This window comes from Actinoalloteichus hoggarensis, from assembly GCF_002234535.1.
GTDB classification, from domain to species: domain Bacteria; phylum Actinomycetota; class Actinomycetes; order Mycobacteriales; family Pseudonocardiaceae; genus Actinoalloteichus_A; species Actinoalloteichus_A hoggarensis.
Genome location: NZ_CP022521.1, coordinates 3,210,526 through 3,234,969, shown reverse-complemented (window position 1 = coordinate 3,234,969; position 24,444 = coordinate 3,210,526). Strand labels below are relative to the sequence as shown.

26 protein-coding genes and 1 tRNA gene are annotated in these 24,444 nt (G+C 71.1%); 16 read left to right on the top strand and 11 right to left on the bottom strand.

Annotation, left to right across the window (positions count from 1 at the left end):
* Positions 1 to 260: 260 nt before the first annotated feature.
* Positions 261 to 1,250: a GlxA family transcriptional regulator gene (locus tag AHOG_RS14255; protein WP_093941789.1), complete on the bottom strand. Its 990-nt coding sequence runs from the start codon at positions 1,248 to 1,250 to the stop codon at positions 261 to 263.
* A gap of 129 nt (positions 1,251 to 1,379) precedes the next feature.
* Between AHOG_RS14255 and AHOG_RS14250 the strand changes: the two genes are divergently transcribed.
* The gene (locus AHOG_RS14250; protein WP_093941788.1) at positions 1,380 to 2,261 is read left to right on the top strand and encodes an NAD(P)-dependent oxidoreductase; all 882 of its coding nucleotides are present in this window, start codon (positions 1,380 to 1,382) and stop codon (positions 2,259 to 2,261) included.
* Complete coding sequence (locus tag AHOG_RS14245; protein ID WP_093941787.1) at positions 2,258 to 2,890, top strand: DinB family protein; 633 nt, start codon at positions 2,258 to 2,260, stop codon at positions 2,888 to 2,890. The genes AHOG_RS14250 and AHOG_RS14245 overlap by 4 nt, the downstream gene beginning before the upstream one ends.
* 170 nt (positions 2,891 to 3,060) lie before the next feature.
* Here the strand turns inward: AHOG_RS14245 and AHOG_RS14240 are convergent, their stop codons facing one another.
* Positions 3,061 to 3,696 (bottom strand): GNAT family N-acetyltransferase, encoded by a 636-nt coding sequence (locus AHOG_RS14240; RefSeq protein WP_093941786.1) that lies wholly within the window; start codon positions 3,694 to 3,696, stop codon positions 3,061 to 3,063.
* Positions 3,697 to 3,979: 283 nt separating this feature from the next.
* Here AHOG_RS14240 and AHOG_RS14235 point away from each other — a divergent pair, with 283 nt between their 5' ends.
* The 3 genes from AHOG_RS14235 to AHOG_RS14225 all read left to right on the top strand — a co-directional run bounded on the left by AHOG_RS14235 (position 3,980) and on the right by AHOG_RS14225 (position 6,881).
* Positions 3,980 to 5,128: a coiled-coil domain-containing protein gene (locus tag AHOG_RS14235; protein ID WP_093941785.1), complete on the top strand. Its 1,149-nt coding sequence runs from the start codon at positions 3,980 to 3,982 to the stop codon at positions 5,126 to 5,128.
* Between the two features lie 408 nt (positions 5,129 to 5,536).
* Positions 5,537 to 6,163 carry an ATP-binding cassette domain-containing protein gene (locus AHOG_RS30510; RefSeq protein WP_184451107.1) on the top strand — a complete coding sequence of 209 codons (627 nt, stop codon included), beginning with the start codon at positions 5,537 to 5,539 and terminating at the stop codon, positions 6,161 to 6,163.
* Between the two features lie 115 nt (positions 6,164 to 6,278).
* Entirely contained in the window at positions 6,279 to 6,881 is a 603-nt protein-coding gene (locus AHOG_RS14225) for a CGNR zinc finger domain-containing protein (protein ID WP_245856782.1), read from the top strand.
* Positions 6,882 to 6,972: 91 nt separating this feature from the next.
* On the opposite strand, the gene AHOG_RS14220 is transcribed toward AHOG_RS14225, so the two are convergent.
* Both AHOG_RS14220 and AHOG_RS14215 read right to left on the bottom strand, forming a co-directional pair.
* Positions 6,973 to 7,494 (bottom strand): hypothetical protein, encoded by a 522-nt coding sequence (locus tag AHOG_RS14220; RefSeq protein ID WP_157736817.1) that lies wholly within the window; start codon positions 7,492 to 7,494, stop codon positions 6,973 to 6,975.
* A 262-nt stretch (positions 7,495 to 7,756) separates the two neighbouring features.
* A complete protein-coding gene (locus AHOG_RS14215) occupies positions 7,757 to 8,560 on the bottom strand; it encodes an NAD(P)H-binding protein (protein WP_093941783.1) in 804 nt (267 codons plus the stop codon).
* Between the two features lie 111 nt (positions 8,561 to 8,671).
* On the opposite strand from AHOG_RS14215, the gene AHOG_RS14210 reads away from it, so the two are divergent.
* The 3 genes from AHOG_RS14210 to AHOG_RS14200 all read left to right on the top strand — a co-directional run bounded on the left by AHOG_RS14210 (position 8,672) and on the right by AHOG_RS14200 (position 12,492).
* Entirely contained in the window at positions 8,672 to 9,268 is a 597-nt protein-coding gene (locus tag AHOG_RS14210; protein WP_093944458.1) for a TetR/AcrR family transcriptional regulator, read from the top strand.
* 207 nt (positions 9,269 to 9,475) lie between these two features.
* The gene (locus AHOG_RS30255) at positions 9,476 to 10,324 is read left to right on the top strand and encodes a pentapeptide repeat-containing protein (protein ID WP_093944457.1); all 849 of its coding nucleotides are present in this window, start codon (positions 9,476 to 9,478) and stop codon (positions 10,322 to 10,324) included.
* 629 nt (positions 10,325 to 10,953) lie between these two features.
* The gene (locus AHOG_RS14200; protein ID WP_342746062.1) at positions 10,954 to 12,492 is read left to right on the top strand and encodes an FAD-dependent monooxygenase; all 1,539 of its coding nucleotides are present in this window, start codon (positions 10,954 to 10,956) and stop codon (positions 12,490 to 12,492) included.
* Positions 12,493 to 13,360: 868 nt separating this feature from the next.
* Here the strand turns inward: AHOG_RS14200 and AHOG_RS14190 are convergent.
* The gene (locus AHOG_RS14190) at positions 13,361 to 14,290 is read right to left on the bottom strand and encodes a zinc-binding dehydrogenase (RefSeq protein WP_093941781.1); all 930 of its coding nucleotides are present in this window, start codon (positions 14,288 to 14,290) and stop codon (positions 13,361 to 13,363) included.
* Between the two features lie 75 nt (positions 14,291 to 14,365).
* On the opposite strand from AHOG_RS14190, the gene AHOG_RS14185 reads away from it, so the two are divergent.
* Together AHOG_RS14185 and AHOG_RS14180 are read left to right on the top strand one after the other, a co-directional pair.
* Entirely contained in the window at positions 14,366 to 15,049 is a 684-nt protein-coding gene (locus AHOG_RS14185; RefSeq protein WP_093941780.1) for a TetR/AcrR family transcriptional regulator, read from the top strand.
* Positions 15,050 to 15,229: 180 nt separating this feature from the next.
* Positions 15,230 to 15,607 (top strand): VOC family protein, encoded by a 378-nt coding sequence (locus AHOG_RS14180; protein ID WP_093941779.1) that lies wholly within the window; start codon positions 15,230 to 15,232, stop codon positions 15,605 to 15,607.
* Between the two features lie 58 nt (positions 15,608 to 15,665).
* Here the strand turns inward: AHOG_RS14180 and AHOG_RS14175 are convergent, their stop codons facing one another.
* Positions 15,666 to 16,070 (bottom strand): winged helix-turn-helix transcriptional regulator, encoded by a 405-nt coding sequence (locus AHOG_RS14175; RefSeq protein ID WP_093941778.1) that lies wholly within the window; start codon positions 16,068 to 16,070, stop codon positions 15,666 to 15,668.
* 93 nt (positions 16,071 to 16,163) lie between these two features.
* Between AHOG_RS14175 and AHOG_RS14170 the strand changes: the two genes are divergently transcribed.
* Complete coding sequence (locus tag AHOG_RS14170; protein WP_093941777.1) at positions 16,164 to 17,048, top strand: SDR family oxidoreductase; 885 nt, start codon at positions 16,164 to 16,166, stop codon at positions 17,046 to 17,048.
* A 353-nt stretch (positions 17,049 to 17,401) separates the two neighbouring features.
* Here AHOG_RS14170 and AHOG_RS14165 read toward each other — a convergent pair whose 3' ends face one another.
* The gene (locus AHOG_RS14165) at positions 17,402 to 18,553 is read right to left on the bottom strand and encodes a winged helix DNA-binding domain-containing protein (protein ID WP_211290598.1); all 1,152 of its coding nucleotides are present in this window, start codon (positions 18,551 to 18,553) and stop codon (positions 17,402 to 17,404) included.
* Between the two features lie 347 nt (positions 18,554 to 18,900).
* Between AHOG_RS14165 and AHOG_RS14160 the strand changes: the two genes are divergently transcribed.
* Together AHOG_RS14160 and AHOG_RS14155 are read left to right on the top strand one after the other, a co-directional pair.
* The gene (locus AHOG_RS14160) at positions 18,901 to 19,323 is read left to right on the top strand and encodes a VOC family protein (RefSeq protein WP_093941776.1); all 423 of its coding nucleotides are present in this window, start codon (positions 18,901 to 18,903) and stop codon (positions 19,321 to 19,323) included.
* Between the two features lie 203 nt (positions 19,324 to 19,526).
* Positions 19,527 to 20,198, top strand: a complete 672-nt coding sequence (locus AHOG_RS14155) for a TetR/AcrR family transcriptional regulator (RefSeq protein WP_211290597.1) — start codon at positions 19,527 to 19,529, stop codon at positions 20,196 to 20,198.
* A gap of 438 nt (positions 20,199 to 20,636) precedes the next feature.
* Here AHOG_RS14155 and AHOG_RS14150 read toward each other — a convergent pair.
* Positions 20,637 to 20,710: transfer RNA gene (locus AHOG_RS14150), tRNA-Ala, on the bottom strand.
* 293 nt (positions 20,711 to 21,003) lie between these two features.
* On the opposite strand from AHOG_RS14150, the gene AHOG_RS14145 reads away from it, so the two are divergent.
* Positions 21,004 to 21,540 (top strand): NADPH-dependent FMN reductase, encoded by a 537-nt coding sequence (locus AHOG_RS14145; protein WP_093941774.1) that lies wholly within the window; start codon positions 21,004 to 21,006, stop codon positions 21,538 to 21,540.
* Between the two features lie 76 nt (positions 21,541 to 21,616).
* On the opposite strand, the gene AHOG_RS28505 is transcribed toward AHOG_RS14145, so the two are convergent.
* The gene (locus AHOG_RS28505; protein ID WP_157736816.1) at positions 21,617 to 21,799 is read right to left on the bottom strand and encodes a hypothetical protein; all 183 of its coding nucleotides are present in this window, start codon (positions 21,797 to 21,799) and stop codon (positions 21,617 to 21,619) included.
* Positions 21,800 to 21,886: 87 nt separating this feature from the next.
* Complete coding sequence (locus AHOG_RS28500; RefSeq protein ID WP_157736815.1) at positions 21,887 to 22,135, bottom strand: MFS transporter; 249 nt, start codon at positions 22,133 to 22,135, stop codon at positions 21,887 to 21,889.
* Between the two features lie 3 nt (positions 22,136 to 22,138).
* On the opposite strand from AHOG_RS28500, the gene AHOG_RS28495 reads away from it, so the two are divergent.
* Positions 22,139 to 22,780, top strand: a complete 642-nt coding sequence (locus AHOG_RS28495) for an MFS transporter (RefSeq protein WP_157736814.1) — start codon at positions 22,139 to 22,141, stop codon at positions 22,778 to 22,780.
* Between the two features lie 190 nt (positions 22,781 to 22,970).
* The gene (locus tag AHOG_RS14135) at positions 22,971 to 23,510 is read left to right on the top strand and encodes a GNAT family N-acetyltransferase (RefSeq protein ID WP_093941772.1); all 540 of its coding nucleotides are present in this window, start codon (positions 22,971 to 22,973) and stop codon (positions 23,508 to 23,510) included.
* An 85-nt stretch (positions 23,511 to 23,595) separates the two neighbouring features.
* Here AHOG_RS14135 and AHOG_RS14130 read toward each other — a convergent pair whose 3' ends face one another.
* Positions 23,596 to 24,426 carry a helix-turn-helix transcriptional regulator gene (locus AHOG_RS14130; RefSeq protein ID WP_093941771.1) on the bottom strand — a complete coding sequence of 277 codons (831 nt, stop codon included), beginning with the start codon at positions 24,424 to 24,426 and terminating at the stop codon, positions 23,596 to 23,598.
* Positions 24,427 to 24,444: the final 18 nt, after the last annotated feature.

Sequence of the window (24,444 nt, the reverse complement as noted above, 5' to 3'; positions counted from 1 at the left end):
GACGGCACCACACTCCGAGGCCGCGCGACTGACGAGACGCTGGCTCGGAAGCGTCGTCGGGCACCCTCGGGATCACCCGGCGTCGCTGGTCAGCGGCATCGGCGGGGCAGCATGGCAGTGACGAAGGCGGGCAGCCCTCGGCAGGGGACACGTGAGGCCTCGCTGATCGTCGAGCTCGCGGACGGGGCATGAGGAGGGCGGTGACCTGGGATTTCGATGCGGTCTGGTGTGCAGCTCGGTGCCGAGACAGTCGGGTGCCGCTATGCCCGGGGGAACGCCCGTCGGTAGTCGCTCGGCGACACGCCGAACCGTTTGAGGAAATGGTGCCGGAGATTGTTCGCCGTGCCGAGACCGGTCAACTGCCCGATCCTGTCGACCGACAGGCTTGTCGATTCCAGCAGGCCCTGGGCTCGTCGCAGACGCTGATCGAGGAGCCATTGCAGCGGCGTAGCCCCGGTGGCGGCCTGGATGCGACGGTAGAGCGTGCGCGGGCTCACCGCGGCCCGCCGCGCCAGGTCCTCGATCGTCAGCGGCCGGCCCAGGTTCGCCCTGGCCCAGTCCAGTACGGGCCCCAGGCTCCTGTCGTCGGTGGCAGGCACGGGCAGATCGATGAACTGCGCCTGGCCGCCGGGCCGGTGAGCGGGCACCACCATGCGCTTGGCCAGCTGATTGGCGACATGGGATCCCAGGTCGCGGCGGACCAGATGGAGGCAGAGATCGAGTCCGGCGGTCAGGCCTGCGCTGGTGAGCACATCACCGTCGTCCACGTACAGCACGGAGTCGTCCACCTGCACCTTCGGGTAACGCGCGGCCAGTTGGCCCGTGTGCGTCCAATGGGCGGTGGCACGGCGGCCGTCGAGCAGCCCCGCCTCGGCCAGTGCGAACGCGCCGGTGCACAGCGAGACCATGCGGGCGCCCGCGTCATAGGCGTCACGCAGAGCGGTGATCAGCGCTCGTGGCATCGGTGCGCCCTCGTCGACACAGGCATCGGGCACTGAGGGCACCAGCACCGTGTCCGCGGACGCGAGGTCGGCGAGCCCATGGCCGGTCCGCAGGGACAGTCCGGTCTCCTTTGCAGGAGCGGGTGGAGAGGCGTCCCTCGTGCCGCACAACCGCAGGTCGTACCAGGGATCGGCCAGATCGGGCTGGGGGACCCCGAAGACGGTGCAGGGAATGCTCAGCTCGTACAGGCCCCACGAGGGGACCCCGATCTCCTCGGTCACGACCACGGCGACAGAACCGGCGTTCATGCCTCGCAGCGTATGGCAAAAATTTGGTGGTTGTCGTCATCGGTGTCACTGTCTCCGTCCGCCGCACGCTGCGAAGGTGATGCACACCTGATCAACACCACCTGCGGACAGACAGAGAGTTGAGAGAGCATGAATCTCCGCCCCCCGGCCGTGACCGTCATCGGATTGGGCTCGATGGGCTCGGCGCTGGCCACCGTATTGCTGGCTGCGGGCCACACGACCACGGTGTGGAATCGCTCGACGCACAAGACGCAGCCGCTTCTCGATCGAGGCGCCCGGCCCGCCGCGACGCAGGCGGAGGCGATCGCCGCGAGCGAGTTGATCATCGTCTGCGTACTCGACTACGACGCGCTGCATGCCGTACTCGATCCCGTCGTGGACTCCCTGGCAGGCAAGACGTTGGTCAACCTCACCTCCGGTTCCCCCGAGCAGGCCCACGAGGCCGACAGCTGGGCCCGCGCGCACGGCGTCGACTACCTCGACGGCGCGATCCTGACCACCCCGCCGGGGGTCGGCAACCCGGAGATGATGTTCTTCTACAGCGGTGCACCCGCCACCTTCGAAGCCCACCGGCCGACGCTGGCGGCCCTGGGCGACCCGCTGTACCTGGGCACGGACCCCGGCCTGGCCTGCCTGTACGACTCGGCTCTGCTCGGCCTGATGTGGTCCACCATGACGGGCTGGCTGCACGGCACCGCGCTGGTCGGAGCGGAGAAGACGGCGGCCACGACCTTCACGCCCGTCGCGATCCGCTGGCTGAGCGCCGTGACCGGCTTCATGACCGCCTACGCGACCCAGGTCGACGCGGGCCGCTATCCCGGCGACGACGCCACCGTCGACGTGCAGATCGCAGCAATCGACCATCTCCTGCACGCCGCGGCGTCACGCGGCATCGACAACGCGCTGCCGGAACTCCTGAAGACCATCATGGAACGAGCCAGTGCCGCAGGCCATGGCTCCGCGAGCTACGCCAGCGTGATCGAGACCCTGCGGAATCCGGTGCGCCGATGACCGAGGCATCGACCGGCACCGCCGCTGTCGCTGAGGCACCGCCGACCTCCGATCGGACCTGGACGGAACTACTCGCCTACGCCACCGACGACTGCCTGCACGCTCTCCAGGAGGGAGCCGCCGGGGACTGGTCGAGGCAGGCCCACGGGCTGGACTGGAGCTGCCGCGAGACGCTGGATCACCTGGCCCTCGGACTGATCGGTTACGCAGGTCTTCTCCTCGCCCGCCCTCAGGATCGTTACATCACCCTTTTCGCCTCTCTCGATCCCGAGGCCTCCATCACCGCCTGTCTGGAGGGTCTCCGCATCGCCGCGTCCTTCCTGGGGACCGCCGTGCGCGACACGGCCGTGGACGTCCGGGCCTGGCATCCGTGGGGCCACTCCGATGTCACCGGTTTCGCCGCCATGGGGATCACCGAATTGATCGTCCACACCTACGACGTCACCCGCGCACTCGGCGTCTCCTGGGCTCCGGCCGACGACGTGAGTGCCGCCGTCCTGGCCCGCCTCTTTCCCGACGCCCCGGTCGGTCATCGCCCGTTCGACACGCTGCTGTGGTGCACGGGGCGGGCGGCGCTTCCCGGCCTGCCACGCACGGCGGAGTGGCGGTGGCACGGCTCCGTACGGTGACCGCGCGGCAGTCGGCGGCCCGGCACGGTTCTGCACCGTCTGTGAAACGGGGCGGGAGGCTCGCGGTTCCACCGCGGTGATCACCGTCGCCGTCTCAGAAGAGAGCCGGCCCGTGCCGCCTGTGGGCCGGTCGAGGAGACGGGAGGCGTCGAGAACGGCGCGGCCGAACATCAGCGTGGATCCTGGTCGCGCCAGTGTCGGCCGCGTCGCCGCGTCCGCGAATGTCGGCCGCGTCGGGGTCGATCCCACGGTGAGGATGGCGCGCCATCGCCATGGCGGGCGGCGAACTCGTGGGCCGTGATGCCCATCAACGCCGGATACTTCACTTCGCCGGGCAGCAGTTCGGTGTCCCGAGGTCTGCCCTCCTCGCGGAAGCCGAGGCTGCTGTGCAGCGACAGGGAGGCGAGGTTGCCGCCGTAGATGCTGACCTCGCACTTCTGGTAGCGACGCCTGCCGAACATGAAGCGCAGCAACACGGTGATGGCGTCACCCGCGTAACCACAGCGACGATGGGCGGGGCCGATGCCGATGCCGTAACTGAACCGACTCGACGTGGCGTCGGTCTGGGTCGCCGAGATGGATCCGACCAGCATTCGACCATGCAGGGTCTCGATCGCGAAGCGGAGATCGTCGCCCGAATCGGACGGCGCGGTGCGATGCTCAGCCCAGTGTCGGTATCCGCCGATGCGGGAGGCGGTGCTACGGGCCGAATCTCGATCGAATCCCGCCAGGGTCCGGCGATCCGCAGGCACGATGCGACGTAGCCGCACCTTCCGCCCGACCCAGCTCACTGCATCCGTCGGCATCGGCCCGACGCGGCCCGACGGGTTTGATCGGGGCGCGTGCATGGTCATCGGCAGGGATGCTACCCGGGCCGCAGGCCATGCGGAACAGCTGTCCATCCACTTCGGACCGGCTTGGGCGGTGACGTGCCTGTCGGGAGGTGAAAGGAGGAGACCGTGCGAACCGCGACCGCGGCGGCCACCGCAGGAGCGTCGTCTCCTGGCAGCCGATTCACCACCACGGAAGAGGCGCCACGCGCGTTTCGCGAGGAACCTCCGTCCCTGACGAATACTAGGCTCACGCCTCATGACCACGCAGGAACTCCCCGAGGCCGCGGCGGCGACGTCGAGCGAGGCGGCAGCCAAGACGAACACCTGCAACTATCCCGGCTGTGAGCGCGCGGTGCATCGGGGAGCGGGCCCGGGCAGGCCGTCGGAGTACTGCGACCTCACCGAGCACACCCGGTGGCGGGCCTGGCGGGAGCGGCAGCGCCTCTCCCAGGAGAGCAACGGCACCCCAAGTAACGTCACCGTGACGAAACAGTCTGGACCGGTGACCGCAGCGAAGATCCGGGCCGACGACCTCCTGACCCAGTTTCGTGGGCTGGCCACTCAGGTCAGCAAGACCATGCAGCAAGCCGTGACCGAGTTGAACACGCTGGCCGATCCCGGAGTCGCCGAGGAGCAGATCCAGGCGACGCAGGCCGACGCGACCAGGAGGATCGCCGAGGCCGAGTCGGGTATCGCCGAGGCCGAGCGACGCCGTCGCGCCGCGGAGAAGGACCGTGCCGAGGCGATGGCCGCCGCCGACGACGCCGGTGCCGCCGCGGAGAAGGCGGAACGCGCCGCCGAGGTCGCTCAGGACGAGCTGCGTGATCTCCGAGAACGCATGGAGGCCGCGATCCGACAGGCCGCCGCCGATGTCGAGGCAGCCCGCAACGAGGCCGAGGTGGAGACGGCCCGGATTCGACGAGCCGCCGACGAGCGAGTAGAGGGCATCCGGGAGGCCTCCGTTCGAGACGTCGAACAGGCGCGGCGAGACGCGGCCCAGGAGATCGCCGAGGCAAGGCGGGTCGCCACCGAGGAGGTCGCGGAGGAACGCGCCGCTCGGGAACAGGCCGTGGTGCGTGCGGAGCGGGCGGAGGCGTCCGCCCGGCAGGCCGAGCAGACGGCCGCCGACGCCCGCACCGAGGTGGAACGAGTTCGCACCGAGCTGGCCGACGCTCGGCGACTCGCGACGACCGAGGCCGAGCGACTGCACGCGGAGGCCGCCGACCAGCGTGCCGACCTCCTGCGCGCGGCGGCGGACGCACGCGCGGCCGCCGAAGAACGACTGCGGGCGTTCGAGGAGGTGCGTGCCCTCGCCCTGGCTCGCGCCGAACGCGCCGAGGCGCAGGTCGACGCGCTCACCGAACAGTTGCGCCGGGTAGGCGAAGCAGCAGCAGACCCGCGTTGACAGCCGAGTCGCGGCCTGGCCGCGCACCACGACGAGGGTCCGCTGTTGTCGCCGTCGGATCTCTCCGGCAGTCTGCGCAACGCTCGCTTCAAGCCGGCACGGCTCGACGCCGTGCTGCGCACCGAACCGCTGCCCGCGACTCACGAGCCACCGCGCCCGAAGGACGACGCCCTCGAGGTCGACTCGGCGGTGTTCGGCACGGCGACCGCATGGTGTTCGGCGGCCTGTCGCTGTTCGTCCGGACCGCACGCGACTCGTCGGCACCGGACCCGTCCGGTGCGGGAAAGAGCACGCCTGCCGCACCTGCTCGTGCGCTCTTCCGACGTGGACGGCGGCGCGGTCCGCCTAGGTGGCGTGGACGTGAGTTCGATGGACCCCGACGTGCTGACGGCATAGTCCGCCATCGTCGTGCAGGACGTCCGGCTCCTCGACGGAACGATCGAAGAGAACGTTCGCGCCGGCCGGCCGGACGCCGACGATGCCGCGGCGGCGGAGGTCTCGGCACGGCTGGACGAGGTCGTCGACCGGGGCTGCTCGCGGGCTGGTCGACGCCGGCCGGGAGGGCGGCGCCCGGCGTCTGGTGGTGAGCGTCAACGTGTGTCGATCGCGCAGGTCCTGCTCAAGGACGTGCCCTTCGTGCTGCTGGACGAGGTGATCTCCGCGGTCGATCCCGACCACGAGGCCGCGCTTCACGAAGGCGTCGAACGCCTGTCGGCGGCCGGACCGTGGCGATGGTGGCGCATCGCATGCAGGCGGTGCGCCGAGCCGATCGGACCGCGTTCCTGGACCGGGTCGGATCGTGGAGGAGGGCGAGCACGAGGAGCCGCTGCGGCGGGGCGGTCGCCATGCCGAATTCTGCGCGATCTCCGAGGTCCCGACGGTCGGTTGACGGGAGGAGCCGGTCGCCGACATCGACGATCGGTCTGGTCATCCGCTGTGCCGGCTGCGGGCGCGGGCGAGCCGTCGTCGTCGGCACCGACCGTCGAGCACGTGGTGAACGGGGCGGACGCGTCGCCGCGATGCACCGGTCCGTGACGAATGCCCTGGTTCACCCGCGTGGCCGGGGCGAATCGAACCCAGACCCGCAGCGCCGTCCGATTGCTAACCTGTCGAGCGGGGTGAACCGGTCAGCGAAGGAGTGTGGTCCTGGGTGAGCTCGCGCGGAGGAGGCGACGGTGCCGCGAACGCCGGGGCCGACGAGGTGCTGGCGCCGGTGCTCGCCCGTCATGAGTGGCCTGCCCGTCCGCTGGCCGGGCAGCCGCTGGGCGTCGATCTCCTCAACACCCGATGGGCGGCCGGAGGCGTCGACTACGACCTGTTCGAGCACGACGAGCTCACCGCGGCGTGGCTCGTCGATCGGAAGCTGCGGCAGGCCGCGCCGCTGCCCGCCGTCCGGGCACACCTCCGCGAGGCACGCGACGCCCTCGCGGAGGTGATCGCCGGTCGCGACGCGCGAGCCCGCCTCAACGCCGTGCTCGATCACGGCAGGCTGCGGCTCGCTTTGGGTGAGCACGGCCCGGTCGAGCACGAGGAGTTCGACGATCCGGCCGCAGGCGCGGCCTGGACATGTCTACGGGCCTACCTGCGGCTGTCCGATGCGGCTCCCGGCCGCATCCGCCGGTGCGAGAACCCGGACTGTGTCCTGCACTTCCACGACGTCTCCCGCTCCGGCGACCGCCGCTGGTGCTCCATGGCGGTGTGCGGAAACCGCCTCAAGGCGCGGCGGCACAGCGCCCGCGTGCGTGGACGCTGACGACACGCCGGAACGGGCCTGACGCGGGACGTCGGCTCACCGAGCGGTTCGCTCTCCTCGTGAGCCTCGCGCCGGGTCCCGCGCCGCCCGGCTACCGCGCGGGCAGCGGGATCTCGGCCCGGGCGGGCAGCACCGTCTCCTCCTCGTGGTCCAGGTGCGCGATCGGCTCACGGGACATGCGGGCCGGCTCCCTACGGAGTCGACCGGCGTCGGCGGTGCCGATCTCCTCCTTGGTGCGGGCGACCGTCCGGTGTTCCGCACGGAGACGGTCCAGTGCCGCACGCAGGTGCGGCTGGTGCTCTCCGATGGCGGGGAGCACGTGCGCGTCCTCACTGGCGTGGAACTCCAGCGTCTCGCAGAAGGCCAGGCAGTGCTGCCGGATCTGCATGCCGAGGCTCGGTGCGGGCGGGTCACCGGGGCCCGATGTCCGTCGCGAGCGTCGAGGTGGACGCAACTGGCCGCGATTCCCGTCGTGGACGGCCAGGAGCTTGTCCGCGACGGGAGGGATCTGTCGTGGAGCCCGACGCTTGGCGGCCGACGCCTGTCGGGCATCGGCGTGCTCCGACGTCGTGGGCGGGGGCGGCTGCCGCTCGTCACCGTCTGACCTGGTCACCGGTGTGCTGTGGTCACCGTCCTCTGTGCTCAACGCCCGCGCACGGGGCGACGAGAACAGCGGAAGACGCCCGTGCTCGGGATCGCGGTGCCGCGGCGGCGAACCGCGGACGGCGGCGCGGGTGAACTGGACGAAGGTCACCGCCTCCGACGCGCCGGGCGGAATGGATCACGCCGCGTCGCACCGCACCGGCGGCGGGTTCACAGAACCGAGCCTGCCGGGCCGCTCGACGCGGCCGCCTCGCCCGCGGACGGCCCGAGGGTCAGCGGAAGGAGTCCGCGTTCGCCGTCGCCCATTCGGCGAAGGTGGTACCCGTCCGGCCCATGAGGTCACGGAAGGTGCTGGTGGCCTGATGCGGTGCGGCGGCGAGGTCGGCCATCCCGTCGACGTACCAGCGCGCGTAGTCCCCCATGGTGGCGGCGTACATCTCCACGGCCTGTCCGTGGCTCAGTTCCTCGTAGGGGATGTCTCGGCCGAGCACACGTCCGATACAGCGGAGCATCTCCGCGCGAGTGAGCGTCTCGGGGCCGGTCAGCGAGTAGGTCCTGCCCAGATGCCCGTCTTGCAGGAGGACGGCGGCGGCGACGGCGGCGACGTCCTCCAACGCGATGGCCGCCCCCGCCGACTCCGGGTAGGCGTCGCGCACTCGGCCCGTGTCGCGGATCTGATCGACCCAGCTCAGCCGGTTGGTCATGAACTCACCGGGTTCCAGGTGCGTCCAGGCGACGCCGGAGCGCTCGACCGCCTCCTCGACGCCGTACCACCAGGTGCCTGCCGGGCCCGCCACGTCGACGACGCGCTCCACGCCTGCCGAGGCGGCGAGTCGCATGACCTCCGCGACTGTCTTGGGCAGCGGCGCCAGATACAGGCGATCGACCCCCTCCAGAGCCTTCGGCATGGTCTCGACACGCCCGAGATATCCCTCGACGACCTCGACCTCCGGCGGCAGGGCCGCCCGCACCGGGTCCACGGTCAGGACTCGCACCTCGGTGGCTCCCGACCGCACCAGCTCGTCGACGACCAGTCTGCCGATGTTCCCGGTTCCGCCTGTCACCAGGATGCGCATGGGTCCTCCTGCTCTTCAAGGCCAAATGAGCCGCCAAACTACCGTATTGGACCTTTGAAGGTCCAATACGGCCAGTTGGGGGACTTCCGGGGGATCGCTACCATGCCCGGCATGAACGACCCGGCCTTGGAGTCGAGAACACGCGGCCGCACTTATCGCGCCATCCTCGCCGCGGCGGCGTCCGTGCTCGCCCGCAATCGCACCGCGACCCTGCCCGAGATCGCCGAGGCCGCAGGCGTCAGCCGTACGACGCTGCGCCGGTACTTCCCGGATCGTGACGGGTTGATCAGCGCCGCGGTCGAGGACTCCGTCGAGGCGATCGAGCAGTCGGTCGCGGACGCCGAGATCGAACAGGGCTCGCCTGTCGAGGCGATGCGCAGGCTGGTCGCCGCCATGGTCTCCGTCGGCGACCGGCTCATGTTCCTGTTCGGCGACCCTCGGATTCTGGAGGGGCACGGCCCCGGAGGCGTCGAGACGCGGTCCGGGGAGCCTGCCGCCGCGTCCGACGACCCGGTCATCGCGCTCATCGAGCGCGGCCAAGCCGAGGGCGTGTTCGATCCCGAGGTCGGCGCCGACTGGATACAGAAGGTGCTCTGGTCACTGGTCTACACCGGCTACGAGGAGGCGGACCAGGGTCGGCTGCCGCGGCATGGGGTGGTGAGCATCGTGATCAGGACCCTGGAGAACGGAATCCGGGTCGGGCGCTGAGCACTGGAGCACGACGAACGCGGCCCCACCGCTCCCACGCTCGACGCGACGATGCCTGGCACGCGATGAGACCGGGGTGTCACCACCTCGGTCGGAGTCGGGCGGGCGGGCGACCTACAATTCCGGTCTCCCGCCCGAACCGTCGTGAACACCGCCGAGCAGGCGGCCTCACAGCACGAGAGTCCCCGACCGGAGGCGACACACCCGGTGTCTGAGAACCATGCGACGGCTGCCGAGCAGGCGACTTCGTCCTCCGACGGCCGCCGAGTCCTGTCGGCCGACTGCGCGAACTGTTTCGCGCTGTGCTGCGTCGCACTGCCCTTCACCGCGTCGTCCGACTTCGCGATCAGCAAGCAGGCGGGCACACCCTGCCCGAACCTGCTGTCGGACTTCGGCTGCGGCATCCACACCGAACTCCGGCAGCGAGGTTTCGCGGGCTGCACGTCGTTCGACTGCCTCGGCGCCGGACAGCAGGTCTCTCAGGTCACCTTCGGTGGTCGAGACTGGCGATCGGCTCCGGACACCGCCGGGAAGATGTTCGCCGTCCTCCCGATCATGCGCAGGCTGCACGAACTGCTCTGGTATCTGTCCGAGGCGCTGACCCTGCCCGCGGCCGCGTCGCTCCACCCGGCGCTGCGCGACCTGCGGGATCACACCGAGGCTCTCACCCGGGGAGCCCCGGAGGAACTGCTCGCGGTGGACCTGGCGGCGCAGCACGAGAAGGTGGACGCGGTGCTGCGGCGCACCAGCGAACTGGTGCGGTCAGGCGTGCCCGGCCGCCGCAGGAGTCGCCGTCGAGCCGACCTCATCGGCGCGAAGCTGCGCGGCGTCGATCTCCGCGGGGTCGACCTGCGCGGGGCCTGCCTCATCGCCGCCGACCTGACCGGGGCCGATCTGAGTTCGGCCGACCTGATCGGGGCGGATCTCCGCGACGCCCGACTGCACGACGCGAATCTGACGGACAGCCTGTTTCTCACCCAGCCTCAACTCGACTCCGCCGCGGGGAACGCCGCCACTCGCCTTCCCGCCGTTCTCGGCCGCCCCGCGCACTGGTGATGCGCGAAACACCGTGATTCCTCCGGCGGTGTTCCTCCTGTCGGATTCGGGACGGCTGGATCACGCCGTTTCCGACACGCCGCGGTGGAGGAGTGCTCGTCTCAGTGCGTCCGACCGTTCCCCGAGTTCGACTGCCTCGAACCCGGCTGCTCCGCGGGGCGTCGATGCGCGTCTCGGCTCGGCCACGATGCCGGACACCGTTCACTGCTGCTGACCAGGCACTGTTCGGGAGGAGTCGTCGGTCGGTCCTCTCCCGCCGACAGTCGCTGATCCCCTGACCGGGTCGCTGTCACGAGACCACCGACAGACGACCGAGCTCCACGCCGAAGAGTCCACTGAGTACGCCGCCCGCGCGGGCGCCCCAGTCAGGGAGCGGCTGATGACCATGGGCAGGCGTTCACCGCTCCGTCCCATTCTCAATTTATAGCGCACCCGGGGGCTTGCGGCAAGACCCGGGTCGTATCGCAGAATCAGCGGCCGAATCCGCAAGTCGATAAGAATGGAAGTGCTCAGTGCGTGTTTCGTCATCCGAAGATCCCGACGTCGGAGAATACGCCTTCGGAGAACGAGTCGACGAGAAAGCGACCGCGGAAACGCGCCGGAGATCGCCCGGGACGGATGCCGACGTCATCATCGTGGGAGCGGGCCCGGTCGGCCTCATGCTGGCCTGCGAACTGCGGTCGGCAGGCGTGCACCCGTTGGTGTTGGAACGACAGCCGCGGATTCGGGACGTCCCCAGGGCCAACGGTCTCAGCGGACAGATTCTGGAGCTCCTGCGCTGCCGAGGCCTGCTGGACCGGTTCGAGGCGGCGAGCGCCGGGCCCGTCCACCCGGCGCCTCGCTTCCCGTTCGGCGAGGTGCACCTGGACTTCAGCGGCCTGGACGACCCTCCGCTGCGGGGGCTGAGTCTCCCGCAGCCTCGGCTCGAACGACTGCTCGAGGAACGCGCCCTGGAGCTGGGTGCGGATATTCGCCGTGGTCGGGAGGTCGTCGGAATCGACCAGGACACCGACGGAGTGATCGCTCGGGTGCACGGCCCGGGCGGGGAGCATCTGGTGGGCGCCCGCTATCTGGTCGGCTGCGACGGTGCCCGCAGCGGGGTACGCGACCGGGCGGGCATCCCGTTCCCCGGCACGACGTATCCCGAGGTGAACCGGCTCGGCCAGGTGGCCACGCCGGACGGGGTGACCGTGCTCGAGGACGGCTTCCTCGACGTTCCCGGGCTCGGCAGGATTCGACCGAGCTTCGTCCGCACCGATCGCGGAGTCTTCGGCATCGGCGCGATCTCCGCGGAGATGCTGCTCGTCTCCACCACCGAGCCGGAGTACCTCGAGGACGAGGACACGCCGATGTCCCTGGCTGAACTGGGGGACAGCATCCGTCGTGTACTCGGCTTCGACGTCCCGTTGGGGGCGCCGATCAGGCTGTCGCGTTACCGGTCCGAGGCCCGGCAGGCGGAGCGCTATCGCGACGGTCGGATCATGCTCGCGGGTGATGCGGCACATCTCTTTCCCGCGACCGGGGTCGGCCTCAACGCGGGCATGCTCGATGCGGTCAACCTCGCCTGGAAGCTGTCCGCCGCCGTCCGAGGGCGGGGGCCCGCGGACCTGCTGGACACCTACCACGACGAACGTCACTTCGCGGGTGCCCGCACGATGCTCCACACCCAGGCGCAGGTCGCGCTGCGCCGTGGGCAGGACTCGGCGGCGCGGGCGTTGCGCACGGTGTTCCTGGAGCTGTTCACCGACGAGCAGCCGCTGCGCCGGGTCGGTGCGCTCATCTCGGGCACCGACCTGCGCTATCCGACGGCCTGTTCGGATCGCCATCCACTGATCGGCGCCTTCGCACCGAACCTCGTGCTGCGCACAGGTCAGGGTGCCACCAGTGTCGCGGACCTGATGCGTCCGGCGCGGCCCGTCCTCCTCGATCTCGCGGATCGCCAGGATCTCCGGGACGTCGCCGCCGCTTGGGCGGACCGCGTCGACATCCGGATCGCGACGACCGAGCGGCGACCTGCCGACGCGCTGCTGATCCGCCCGGATGTCCACATCGCATGGGCCGCGCCCGTCGACGAGCCCGGTGACGTCGCCGTGGACACACTGCGGGAGGCCCTCGGCCGCTGGTTCGGTGCCCCGCGGACAGCGGTCGCCGAGTTCGCAACGCCGTGACGGTCCGGCGGCGATCGGCCCGCGCGCCGAGCATGCGCGTGGTGCCGCCGACGTCGAGCGGGTGCGCGGGACCGGCCGGACCATTCCACGTCGACGGTCGTCGACCGAGGCAGGCCTGGTCCGGCGCGGGGATCGAGTCGGCGAGCCGCCGGACGTGCTCGATCGGCTCCGGCGGCTCGTGCACCACGAATCGGTGCCCGAGGAGACTCGCGTACAGGAAGCGAGTTCGTCGAGGGAGTTCGAGCCCGCCCGCAGGCGTGCCCGAGTGCTCATCGACGGCTTCCAGGGCGCCGATCGGCGGTGTGATGTCCTCGGCCGCCACCTCGACGGAGATGCGGAGGGCGAACCGGGCGTGGTAGCGGTACACCCCGGTGGAGGTCCCGTGCGCGGTGTACTCGGCGAGATCGACGGCAGGCGGGGCACGGGGAGCGAACCGCGGCGCGGTCGGTGTGCGGGGGCGAGAGGCGGTCGACGCCGGGGCGGCACAGGCCGCCCCGGTCGAGCTCCCAGGCGATGAGTCACCACCGCCTGCCGGGATGCCATGGGCGATGCGGTTCGGTGCGACGGGCGGAGACGCTGCCGTCGGGGGGCTCGCGGTTCGACCGCGCGACGGCAGGCCTCCGCCACGCTCGTCAGGACGTCCGGGTCGGCGACGGCCCGCCCTCGGGCATCGTGAGCAGGACGGAGGCAGCATGTCGGCCCGGTGACGCGGTCAGGCGGGTGGTACCTGGTCGGCTTCGGCCAGGTAACCGCGGTGACGTCTCTCGATGTCGTCGCCCGCGCCGAGCCGACAGCCGGCGACGCCGGGCGTGGCGTGCACCGGACAGCCCAATGCCCGGAGCCGGTCGCCGCCGACCGCGTCATGGGCTCAGGTGATCTCGAGTACCGCCTTGCCGTGCAGGGTGCGGCCGAGCAGGGCCGAGACCGCCTCGCCCGCTCTGCTCCAGTCGCCGCGCCAGCTGATGCCCGGGGTCAGCTCGCCTGCCGTCACCCTGGCCGCCAACCAGGTCAGGTCGGCCGCGAGATCCTGGCAGCCGAACAGGTGGAAGGTCACGATCGACCGGTCGTGTCTGCCGCCGTCGCCCCACAGCGCGCGGGCGGGGAAGGGCGAACCCACGTCGGCGATGTGCCCGACCGACACGAGAGTGCCGCCCTGGGTCAGCCTGGCGTAGGCGTCGACGAGCTGTCCGCCCCCGACGAGTTCCACGACGCCGTGCACGCCGTCCGGGAAGTCCAGGGACTCGGACACGACTTCGTGGGCGCCCAGCGCGTGCAGGTCGGCGCCGCGTCGGTCGGGGTCGCCGGTGGCGGCGAGGACGTGAGCACCACCGAGTCGAGCGAGCTGCACGGCGTAGCGACCGACGCCGCCGGTGGCGCCGGTGACGAGTACCCGCCTGCCGAGGATCGGACCGAGACGGTGCAGTGCCCGTAGAGCGCTGGCGCCTGCGACGGGAATGGTGCTGAGCGCACCGAGGTCGGCGCCGTCGGGAGCGACTCCGATCAGGTCGGTGTCCGCCGCGCGCAGCTCCGCCCAGGCGCCGTCGACGCCGACCGTCACCACCGGGGTACCGGCGGCCGGCCCGGTGCCGTCGGCCGCGGCACGTTCGACGACTCCGGCGGCGTCCCAGCCGAGCACCGCACCCTCCGGACCGCCCGATACGAGGTGACTCACCTCGCCGAAGTTGAGCGACGACGCCGTGACCCGGATCAGTGCCTGGTGCGGTAACGGCTCGGGGTCGGGCGCCTCCCCGAGCCGGAGCCCGCCAGGTGCCGTCCGGTCGGTCAACAGTGCACGCATTGATGCTCCCCACATTAAAGTCCACTGAGTGGCATTAGCCTACAGGTGGCCTTATGTGCCGATTAGGCTGGTCCCATGACCACGTCGTCTCAGCCCGGTGTGCGGGCCGCCGCCTCGGCGGAACCGCTCACGCTGCGCGAGCGCAAGAAGCTGCGCACCCGACGAGAGCTGATCGACACGGCACTGGAGCTCTTCACCGAGAAGGGCTTCGAGGCGACGACTCTGGACGAGCTGTGCGCCGAGGTCGAGGTGTCCAAACGAACCTTCTTTCGCACGTTCGACAGCAAGGAAGACGTCGCGATGGCCCCGACGCAGGATCTCTGGGCCGCCTTCGTCGACGAGCTGGAGTCCTGCGACCCGGCCGGGCGGCCGTTGATCGAGGTGCTGCGGGACGTCCTGCTCGCCGCGCTGGCACGGATGACGGGCGAAGGCTGGGCGCGACGAGTGCTGCTCAGCAGGCATCTCACCGAGCGGACGCCGTCGATGGGCGCCCACGGACTCCACTTCTGCGATCGCACCGTTCGCGTCGCGGAGGAGATCGTGCGCAGGCGGATCACCTTGTCGGGAGCGTCCGACCTGCGCCTTCGGCTCGTGCTGGACATGATGGTGGCCGCCTTCCACTCCGCGATGGACGAGTGGAGCGACCTGCCGGGGGACCCGTCACGGGAGGCGCTCGCGGCCTGCTTCCGGCGAGCCTTCGCCGCCATTCCCGGCAGTATCGCCACGACGGCGGCCCTGCGCGAGCACACCGCTCGCTGAGTCCGCGTCCTCGACTCGCCGATCACGCCCGGGCGGCGCTCGTCGGGCGGGCCGTCGCCTTCTTCGGCACGCTGGTACGCGGCACCGAGTCCCGACTCGGTCGCCGAGACGAGCGGACACCCCGCCGAACACGACGGCAGGTCCGGGAGTCCGCAGGCGGACGACGACGAGGGAGGGCCCATGCTGCGGGACAGCGAGGCGTTCAGCGGGTTCGCGGTGGCCGACATGGCGGAGGCCAGGAGGTTCTACGGCGAGGTCTTGGGGCTTCGACTCAGCGACTCCCCGGAGTTCGGGCTGATGAACCTCCACCTGGCCGGTGGTCGGGACGTGCTGATCTACCCGAGCCGCGACGCCGTTCCCGCGTCCTACACGATCCTCAACTTCCCGGTGCCCGACATCGACGCCGCCGTCGACGAGCTGGCTCGACGAGGGGTCGTCTTCGAACGATACGACGAGTTCGATCAGGATGAGAAGGGCGTCTTCCGGGGCGACGGACCGCTGATCGCCTGGTTCAGAGATCCGGCAGGCAACGTCCTGTCAGTGCTCCAGACCGACTGAGTCGGCGAGCACCACCCGCGGACACGGCCGATCGCGGCGCCGGCTCGGCAGCCCGTGCTCAGCTCCGCCGAGCGTCGTAGGCCGCGCGGGCGGCGGTGATGTGCTCCACGGAGCCTTCGACCACCTCCGCGAGGGCCCGCAGCCGCTCGGCCACCTCGGTGCCCAGCGGCGTCAGCGAGTACTCCACGCGGGCCGGGATCACGGTGACGACCTCGCGACGCACGAATCCGTCGCGCTCCAGGGCGTGGAGGGTCTGGGCGAGCATCTTCTCGCTCACGCCTTCGACGCGACGCCGTAACGCATTGAAGCGATAGTCGCCCTCGATCAGTGCGAGCAGCGCGAGGATCGCCCACTTGCCCCCGACGGTCTCCAAGGCGCCCCGTGAGGCACAGCCCCGGGCGAAGACGTCGGCGACCAGCGCGTCGGACGGCTCTACCGACTGGGACGGGGGCGCTTCGGTCATGCGACCACTGTACTCGACCCCGAGCGATTCGCATGTACTGTAGAAAAGTTAGTACATTCGGATCTACGGTGCCACTGAATCGACAGGAGAACCATGACCACCTACGCCGTCACCGGAGTCACGGGCCCCTACGGCAGGCTGGCCGTCGCAGCCCTTCGCGCGCGCGGAGTCGAGCCCGGCGACATCGTCGCCATCGCCCGCACGCCCGCCAAGGCCGCCGACCTCGCCGATGCGGGCGTCGTCGTCCGGCAGGGCGACTACTCGCGGCCGGAGACGCTGCCTGCGGCGCTGGCCGGGGTCACCACGCTGCTGCTGGTCTCGGGCAGCGAGGTCGGCCACCGTGTCGCCCAGCACACCGCCGTGATCGACGCCGCCAAGGCCGCAGGCGTGACCCGTGTCGTCTACACCAGCGCGCCGCACGCCGACGCCACCACGCTCGCCCTGGCCCCGGAGCACAAAGCCACCGAAGACGTGCTCCAGGCCTCCGGAGTGGACTTCACCATCCTGCGCAACGGCTGGTATCTGGAGAATTACACCGACGCGCTCGGCCGCTACCTCGACAGCGGCGAGATCCTGGGCGCGGGCGGTGACGGCCGCATCGCCGCGGCCACCCGGGCGGACCTGGCCGCCGCCGCGGCCGCCGTCCTGACCGAGGCCGGACACGAGAACAGGGTGTACGAGCTGGGCGGCACGCCGTTCACCTTCGCCGAGCTGGCCGCGACGATCACCGAGGTGACCGGCACACCGGTCGTCTACCGCGATCTCACCGTCGAGGAGTTCGCGACGGCGCTGCGGTCATCCGGCATGGACGCGGACACGGCGAGCTTCGTGGCCAGTCTCGACGGGTCGATCGCGCTCGGCGAGCTCGACACCGACAGCGGCGACCTGCAACGGCTGATCGGCAGGCCGAGCACTTCGCCTGCCGACGCCGTCCGACTGGCCTGCCAGGGCCTGTCGACCGGAGCCGCCGGAGCCTGACCCCTTCGGCGCGGTCGGCCGCCGTCGGGCTGACACCGCAGGTCCGCGGGCATCGGCGATCCTCGGCCGAGCGCGTGTCCTTGCGACGGCGGCCGAAGGTGCCCGAGCCGACGATCAACGGCGGCTCCGGCTCCGAGACGTGCATCGACGCCGAGACGGTCAAGCGATCCGGCGTGGTCCCGACCCGTCGGCGAACGCGGCGTCATCGTTCGCGCCGCGACCGAGCATGACCGAGCACGGTCCGCGGGCGTACCGCAGGCAGGCAGCTCGATCTCGCGGCGCAGCGCACGCCCGCCCCCGTGTCCCTGCCGCCCCCACTCGCCGACGATTCACGCGGACGGCCCCGGGAACGATCACTCCGCCGCCATCGCGGGCGAGCGGTACCCGGTGCCGAGGCGTCGGCCGCCCAGCCAGGCCGTCAGTCGGGCGGCCTCGGCCTCGAGCGCACGGCGGGTGCGCGCGGCGACCTGCTCCGAGAGCCGCACCGCGACGACACCCGCGTCGTCCTGAATCCAACAGCCGACGATCCGGCCGTCCGCCCAGGCCGTGGTGCCCGCGTTCCCCCGATTGTCGAAGAGCCGCTCGCGATGCGGTCCGAGGTAGAAGTCCCGGTGCCGCCACCCCATGACCGTCGGATCCAGCGGGGGCAGCAGGGCCACCCACGGGTCGGGCTCCGATGCCTCGGCCAGATCGTCGGGCAGCAGCAGGCCCGTGCCGCCGCCGTCCAGGGAGACCGGGACCGCCCCCAGCTCGGCCAGCGCGGCCCGAATGATCGTCTTGGTGGCGCCCGACCACCACACGAGGTCGTCCTCGGTGCCGGGACCGAAGGTATGCAGCCAACGCCGCACGATCTCGCGGTAGCCCTCGGCGGCGGACCACGGTGTCGGGATCGCGCCCAGCCAGTGGCGCGTCAACGTCCATCGAGGCCGCGAGGCATACCAGCGGGCGGTGTTCTCACCGCGGACGAGCAGGCCCCTCGCGCCGAGGTACAGCAGAACGCTGGACGCGGAGAACGTCGCGCCCGCCGGCGTCCGCGCCGTCACGTCGATCATCGGCACGGCCGCGCGCATCTCCTGCGCGGAGCGTCCCTCGGGTGCCTCGGCGAGCACGGCGAGGACCTCGGCCGCGGCTCGGTCGAGCCAGTCCTCGCCGTCGTGGGCGATGCCCGTCTGGACGATCTCCTTGCACATCCTGGCCCGTTCCTGTCTCGCCACCCGGGCCGAGGCGCCGGCCCACGCCGCGGGCAGCAGGTCGCGCGGGAAGACGAAGAGCGTTCTGCGCATGGCCAGCTGCTTCACGAGGCTGCGGTCCGTGTAGAGCGCCCGGTCGAGATCGGCCACCTCGAACGCGGCCGTCCTGGCGCGGCAGGACAGGTGGACGGTGGCCGCCTCGGTCGAGTGCAGCACGGTCATCGCCCTGGTCACAGCCTCCGGCGACTCGACGTGGAATGCCGGAGCCAGCGCGTGCCGGGCGGCGAGCCGGGCACGGCGTTCGTCATCGGTCACATGGCGCACCACGGGAATGCTGCCAGAGCGGACGCCGCCGACTCTCAGCGGGGGAACCGTCCAGTTCCGGAACTTGTCAGTTCCGGAACTGGCTAGTACCGTTTTCGGGGCCGGTCGGGAGAGGCTCCGACGGTCACCTCGGCCGTGCCCGGGCCGAATGCGCGTGATCGACGAGCACCTCCAGACGAGACGAGGCGGCCAGGGCGGGAGAGCACCTACCCACCGCCGGACGACGAGTTCGCCTCGATCAGGTCACCCCGACCCGACCCGACCCGACCCGACACGACCGGCACCGGCGGGCGCCGTCCTGCGCCCGGACACCACTCCCGAAAGGCACGGAGCAGATCATGTCCGTCACGACCACGACCCACCTGAACTTCCGAGGGGACGCCCGCGCTGCGCTGGAGTTCTACCGCTCCGTCTTCGGCGGCGAGCTCGCCGTCATCACCTATCAGGACGCCCAGAGTGTCCAGGACCCGTCCGAGGCGGAGCAGGTCATGTGGGGTCAGGTGATCGCCGACAACGGCTTCCACGTCATGGCCTATGACGTTCCCGTGCGACTCGACTACGACCAGGGTGAGAAGTCCTGCTTCGTCTCCGTGCGGGGCGAGACCGTCGAGGAGATCACCGCGTTCTGGGAGCGACTCACCGAAGGCTCCACGGTCGTGCAGCCGCTGGGCCCCTCGGGCTGGGCGCCCGCCTACGGGATGCTCAAGGACCGATTCGGCGTCGTCTGGGTGCTCGACGTCGTCGGCGACTACGCGGGCTGACCGACCCGGGCGGGCAGCACCGGCCACGAGGGGCGCCCGCCCGGCGTGGTCCGCCGGCCTCGGCGGGCATGGGTCGACGCCGCCCGCCCGAGAGGCGCGGACGAGCCCGGACGGCAGCCACGACGGAGGCCTCGGCCCGCGTCGGACATAGTGTTCCCCCAGAACCGATCAGCAGCGCGAAGAAGGCCGGGAGGCAGCCCACCGTGAGGCACGAGGAGTCCGCGTACTCCGAGCAGCAGGACGCCGCGCGACCCGGCCGGCGCCGCGATCACACGCGCGACGGCGTGATCCTGGACGCGACGCTCGAGGTGTTGGCCGAAGAAGGCTACGAGCGCATGACGATGGACATGGTCGCGGTGCGGGCGAAGGCGGGAAAGGCCACCGTGTACCGCCGGTGGCCGTCGAAGGGCAGCCTGGTCGTCGACGCGATCGCCCGACTGGGACGACGGGAGGTCGGCCTCGACGAACTGCCCGACACCGGCACGATCCGCCAGGATCTCCGGGCGCTGTTCCGACCGGAGATGCTCCAGGACGGCGAACGCCGGTTCCGGGTGATGGCGGGGCTCACGTCCCTGCTCGTCTCCGACCGGTCGGGGCTGGCCCAGGCCGCGCATGCCGCGAGCACCGAGCCGTGGGTGACCGTGAACCGCACGCTCATCCAGCGAGCGATCGACCGGGGCGAGGTCCGCGTCGCCGCCGACGTCGAGACCTTGGCCCAGGTCGTTCCGTCGATGGCCGCCTATCGGGTCGTGGTCGAGCGCAAGCCGATCGACCCGGACTTCCTCATCGCCGTGATCGACGGCGTGCTGCTGCCCGCGCTCGGCCTGCCGCCCGCGTGGTCGGGCCCGGACGGCGACGCACGCAGCCCACGCTGATCGCGTGGAAGCCGACCGCGGCGCAAGGTGGATCGCGGCGCTCGGGCGGCTGCCCCGGTCCTACGCTCCACCCGTCGGGTAGACACCGCTCCGCGCTCAAGCGCGCACGACCGACGAAGAGCTCGTCGCCGACGGCTCACCGAACCACGCGCCGACAGCCGGCGACTCGGCATCCGCCACGACGAACTCACCCTCGCGCTCGACGACGAGCCCACCACCCCGAGTCCGCCACACTGGCGACCGTGGCCGATCACATCGCCGGCGGCGTCCACGACCAACCAGGGCACGTGTCGAAGCCCTCGCCACCAAGGCCACGATCAACGGCCTTGATCGGCTCATCCTGTTCTTCCTCATCCCGACTCCGCGACCACGGCCGGATCACCCGTTGTCCTACCAGCGAAGAGGGCCCTGAACGGCGTGGCTCCATGGCTAAGTCGGTGGAGCCGAAGGGGGTCGAACCCTCGTCCTCCCCGATGCTGTCGGGGCGCGCTACCAGCCTGCGCCACGGCCCCGTCTGACGTGGATGGACTTCGTCAAGATCGCCCCAGGCATCGTCCTCCTGTTCATCCCTCGGTACGGCGACGCCACGCAGGTGCCGCCGCAGCGATGCCGACGCGGGGGCCGGTCACCTGCATGGGCCGGCGCACCGTCGCCACCAGGCACGATCACGGAGTTGACCTCAAGATTAGTTCAGGTTCTAGCCTGGGGTCGCCGTCGGACACGTCAGCGTCGTCCGGCGGCAGTCGTTCATGCGGATGTCTCCACGTCGCCTACCGCAGGCGACCCCAGGGAAAGGACGTCGTCCATGTCTGAGCCTCTCCGGCTCGCGGTGATCATCGGCAGCGTGCGGGCGGGCCGATTCGGTCCCACCATCACCCGTTGGGTGACCGGGCAGGCCCTTCGGCGGCGAGCGACGACGGTGGACGTCGTCGACCTCGCCGACACCGCCGCCGCGCCTCGGTTCGCCGAGCGCATCGATGCCGCCGACGCCGTCGTCCTGGTCACTCCGGAGTACAACCACGGCTATCCGGGGCCCGTGAAGGTCGCCGTCGACTCCTTGAGAGAGGAGTGGCACACCAAGCCCGTCGCCTTCGTGTCCTACGGCGGGATCTCCGGCGGACTCCGCGCCGTCGAGCAGCTCCGCCAGGTCTTCGCCGAACTGCACGCGGTGACCGTTCGCGAGACGGTGAGCTTCCACAACGCAGGCGAGCGTTTCGACGCCGACGGCGAACTGCGCGATCCCGACACGGCCCGGCACGCGGCCCACCGGATGTTCGACCAACTCGACTGGTGGGCGACGGCGCTGCGCCGCGGACGGGCCGCGCGACCCTATCCGGGCTGAACTCGCGCACCGATCGACCGTCCCGAGGAGGGCGAGCGGAGGCGCCTTCCGCCTGCGGGAACGCCGTGGCACCCGGTCACGACAGGGCGGCCGCCGACGTCCTCCTCGGGAGCATGAACACCAGTCCCAGCGCCACCACGACCAGGGCGATGTCGACGCACGAAGCGACCCAGGCACCGTGCGAGAAGGCCGAGGCCCGGTCGAGCTCGCCGACACGCAGCGTGCCCAACGGCCCACTGCTGACCGACGCCACACCCACCGCGCTGCCGACCCTCCGCCGGCGGCAGCAGCAACGCGATCCCCGCGACGCGGAGCGACGCCAGTCCCACCAGGTCGGCGGACGGTTTCAGCGCGGCCGTCGGCCTGCCCTGCGGTCGCGCAGCAGGCGCGGCGCGACGGTCGCCGCGATCAGACCGATCGGCACGTTCACGAGGAAGGCCCAGCGCCGGCCGCTCACACCCAGACCGTGCACCAGCAGACCACCCGACGGCGGTCCGATCGCCGTGGAGACGCCCATGACGGCGCCGAGCGGACCGAAGGCCTTCCGCCGCGCCGTGCCGCGGAACCGGAGCTGGATCGGTTCCGCGCCTCCCACGCCTTGCCGACGTTGTCGGCGGTCTTCGTCGGGGCCTTCGTGGCGCTGCTGGCCGCCACGACCGTCAACGTCGCGCTGCCGGACATCGGCTCCGCCTTCTCAGTGGGTGAGGAGACGTCGGCGTGGACCCTCTCGGGATGCTTCCTGTCCTTCGGAACGATCCTGATTTCAGCGGGCCGACTCGACGACCGGCACGGGCACCGGATGATGTCGGCCGTGGCGTTGAGCCTGTGCACCCCGGCCATCCTCGCCGGTGGCCTGTCCGGTGACCCCGTGCGGCTCGTGGTGCTGCGAGTCGTGCAGGGCCTCGGCGCGGGCCTGTTCTTCCCGATCATCGACGAAGGGCTCCGCATGCTCCTCGACGTGGTCGTCGGAGCGCCCCGAGGGCGCGACGGCTCCGGAGTCGGCCCGGCCATGACGTCGGGCTCCCTCGGACACCCCGTCGTCCGCACGCCGCCCGGCGCCGACCGCACTCGGGCGGCCCCGTGGCGCAGGGCCGCATCGCGACGACCCCCGGCAGAGCCGCGGGCTCGGGGCGCGGCTGCCGCCCGGCGGTCGGCCACGTCCTGCGAAGGAACGGTCACGCGATCTCCTCAGCGTGATGCGGCATTCCACATCCCCGGCGATCCATCGGGTGGTGGTTAGCCCGGCCTCGGGACCCGGCCGAAGGACGTCCTCGGGCCTTGCTCGACGCGGAGCCGTCGGCGGTCGTCGCGTGCCGCGCCGCGCGGCGCGGCAACCGACGCCGAAACGCGATCGCCTCGGCGGGACCGCGGCCTCTCCTTCGGGGTGCGGACCACCACCGGTCGACGGTGCTCGGGTTACCGTCGCGGCGATGACCGAACACGAGGCCGACGCCGAGACGGTGTCCACCCCCAGGCTGTCGTTGCGACGACCGGTCCACGACGACGTCGGCGCGATGCTGGCCGTCCATCGGGACCCCCGTACCTGCGCGCACAATCCGTCCGACCGGCTGCGCACCGAGGCAGAGGCCGAGCGGCTGTTCCACCGCTGGGATGATCAGTGGGAACGCTTCGGAATCGGCTACCTGGTCCTGCGAGAACACGACTCGGCGACCGTGCTGGGGTTCTGCGGGGTGAAGTCGCTGCTGCTGAAGGATCGGGCCGTCCTGAACCTCTTCTATCGCCTCGCCCCCTCCGTCTGGGGGCGCGGGCTGGCGAGCGAGGCGGCGCGGGCGGTCGTGATCTGGGCGCGTCTGCGAGTGCCGGGGCCGCCGATCATCGCGAGGGTCCGCCCCGCGAACACCGCCTCCCAGCACGTGGCACGCCGCGCCGGGCTCCGCCGAGCGGCACACCTGGACGGGCCGGGACCGGACGGCCTCGACTGGCTCTATGCGACGGACTGGCCGGACTGACGCCGACGGGGCGCGGGACGGCGACGAACTCCGGGCGCCACCGCGCGGGACGGCGAGACAGGTCTGCCTGTGCCTGTCGCCGGTGTCAGAAGACACGATCCAGACGCTCGAGCGCGGCGGCGCTGGGACTGCCCGGATCAGCGGTGTAGAGCACCAGCCGGAGAGCGGTGTCGGGTACCGACAACATCCGGCGATCCAGTTCGATCTTGCCGATCGTCGGGTGGTCGAGGTGCTTGCGCACGGTAGGTCGCGATCGCACCTCGTGGCCACGCCATGCGACGGCGAAGTCCTCACTGTGCCCGCTGAACTCGCCGATCAGTCTCGCCAGCACCGGGTGCCCAGGGTGCCGGGCACTCGCCCTGCGCAGGTCGGCGGCGGACTGCCGTGCGAACTCACCCTCCGTGCCCGGCGGTGACGAGCACAGCGTGCCGCCCAGGCGGACGGCCACTCGCACGGTGTTGCGCTCGTCGGTGGGCAGCTGTTCGAAGTCGACGATCAACGCGGCCGCCAAGTCGTTCCACGCGACGACATCCTCCTGCTCGTCGACCAGATAGGCGGGGACCCGACCCAGCTGGTGCAGCAGTCTGTGAACGTCGGCGGGCACGGCCGTATGGTCACGAGGTGGGCCGGGCCGGGTCTGCCCGGCCAGTCGCGCCAGATGCTCGCGCTCGCTTTCGGTGAGGCGCAGCGCCGTCCCCAGCGAAGCCAACACCTGTGGGGACGGGTGCGGCGCGCGGGCCTGCTCGAGGCGCTCGTAATAGCTGGTGGACATCCCGGCGAGCGCGGCCACCTCTTCCCTGCGCAGCCCGGGGGTGCGCCGAAAGCGCGGATTCCGCGGGCGGTCGGCGAGCGCCTGTTCCGGACGCAGTGCCTCCCGCCTGCGCCGTAGGAAGTCCGCCAGTTCATCTCTGCTCACCAGACCAGGGTGGCACGG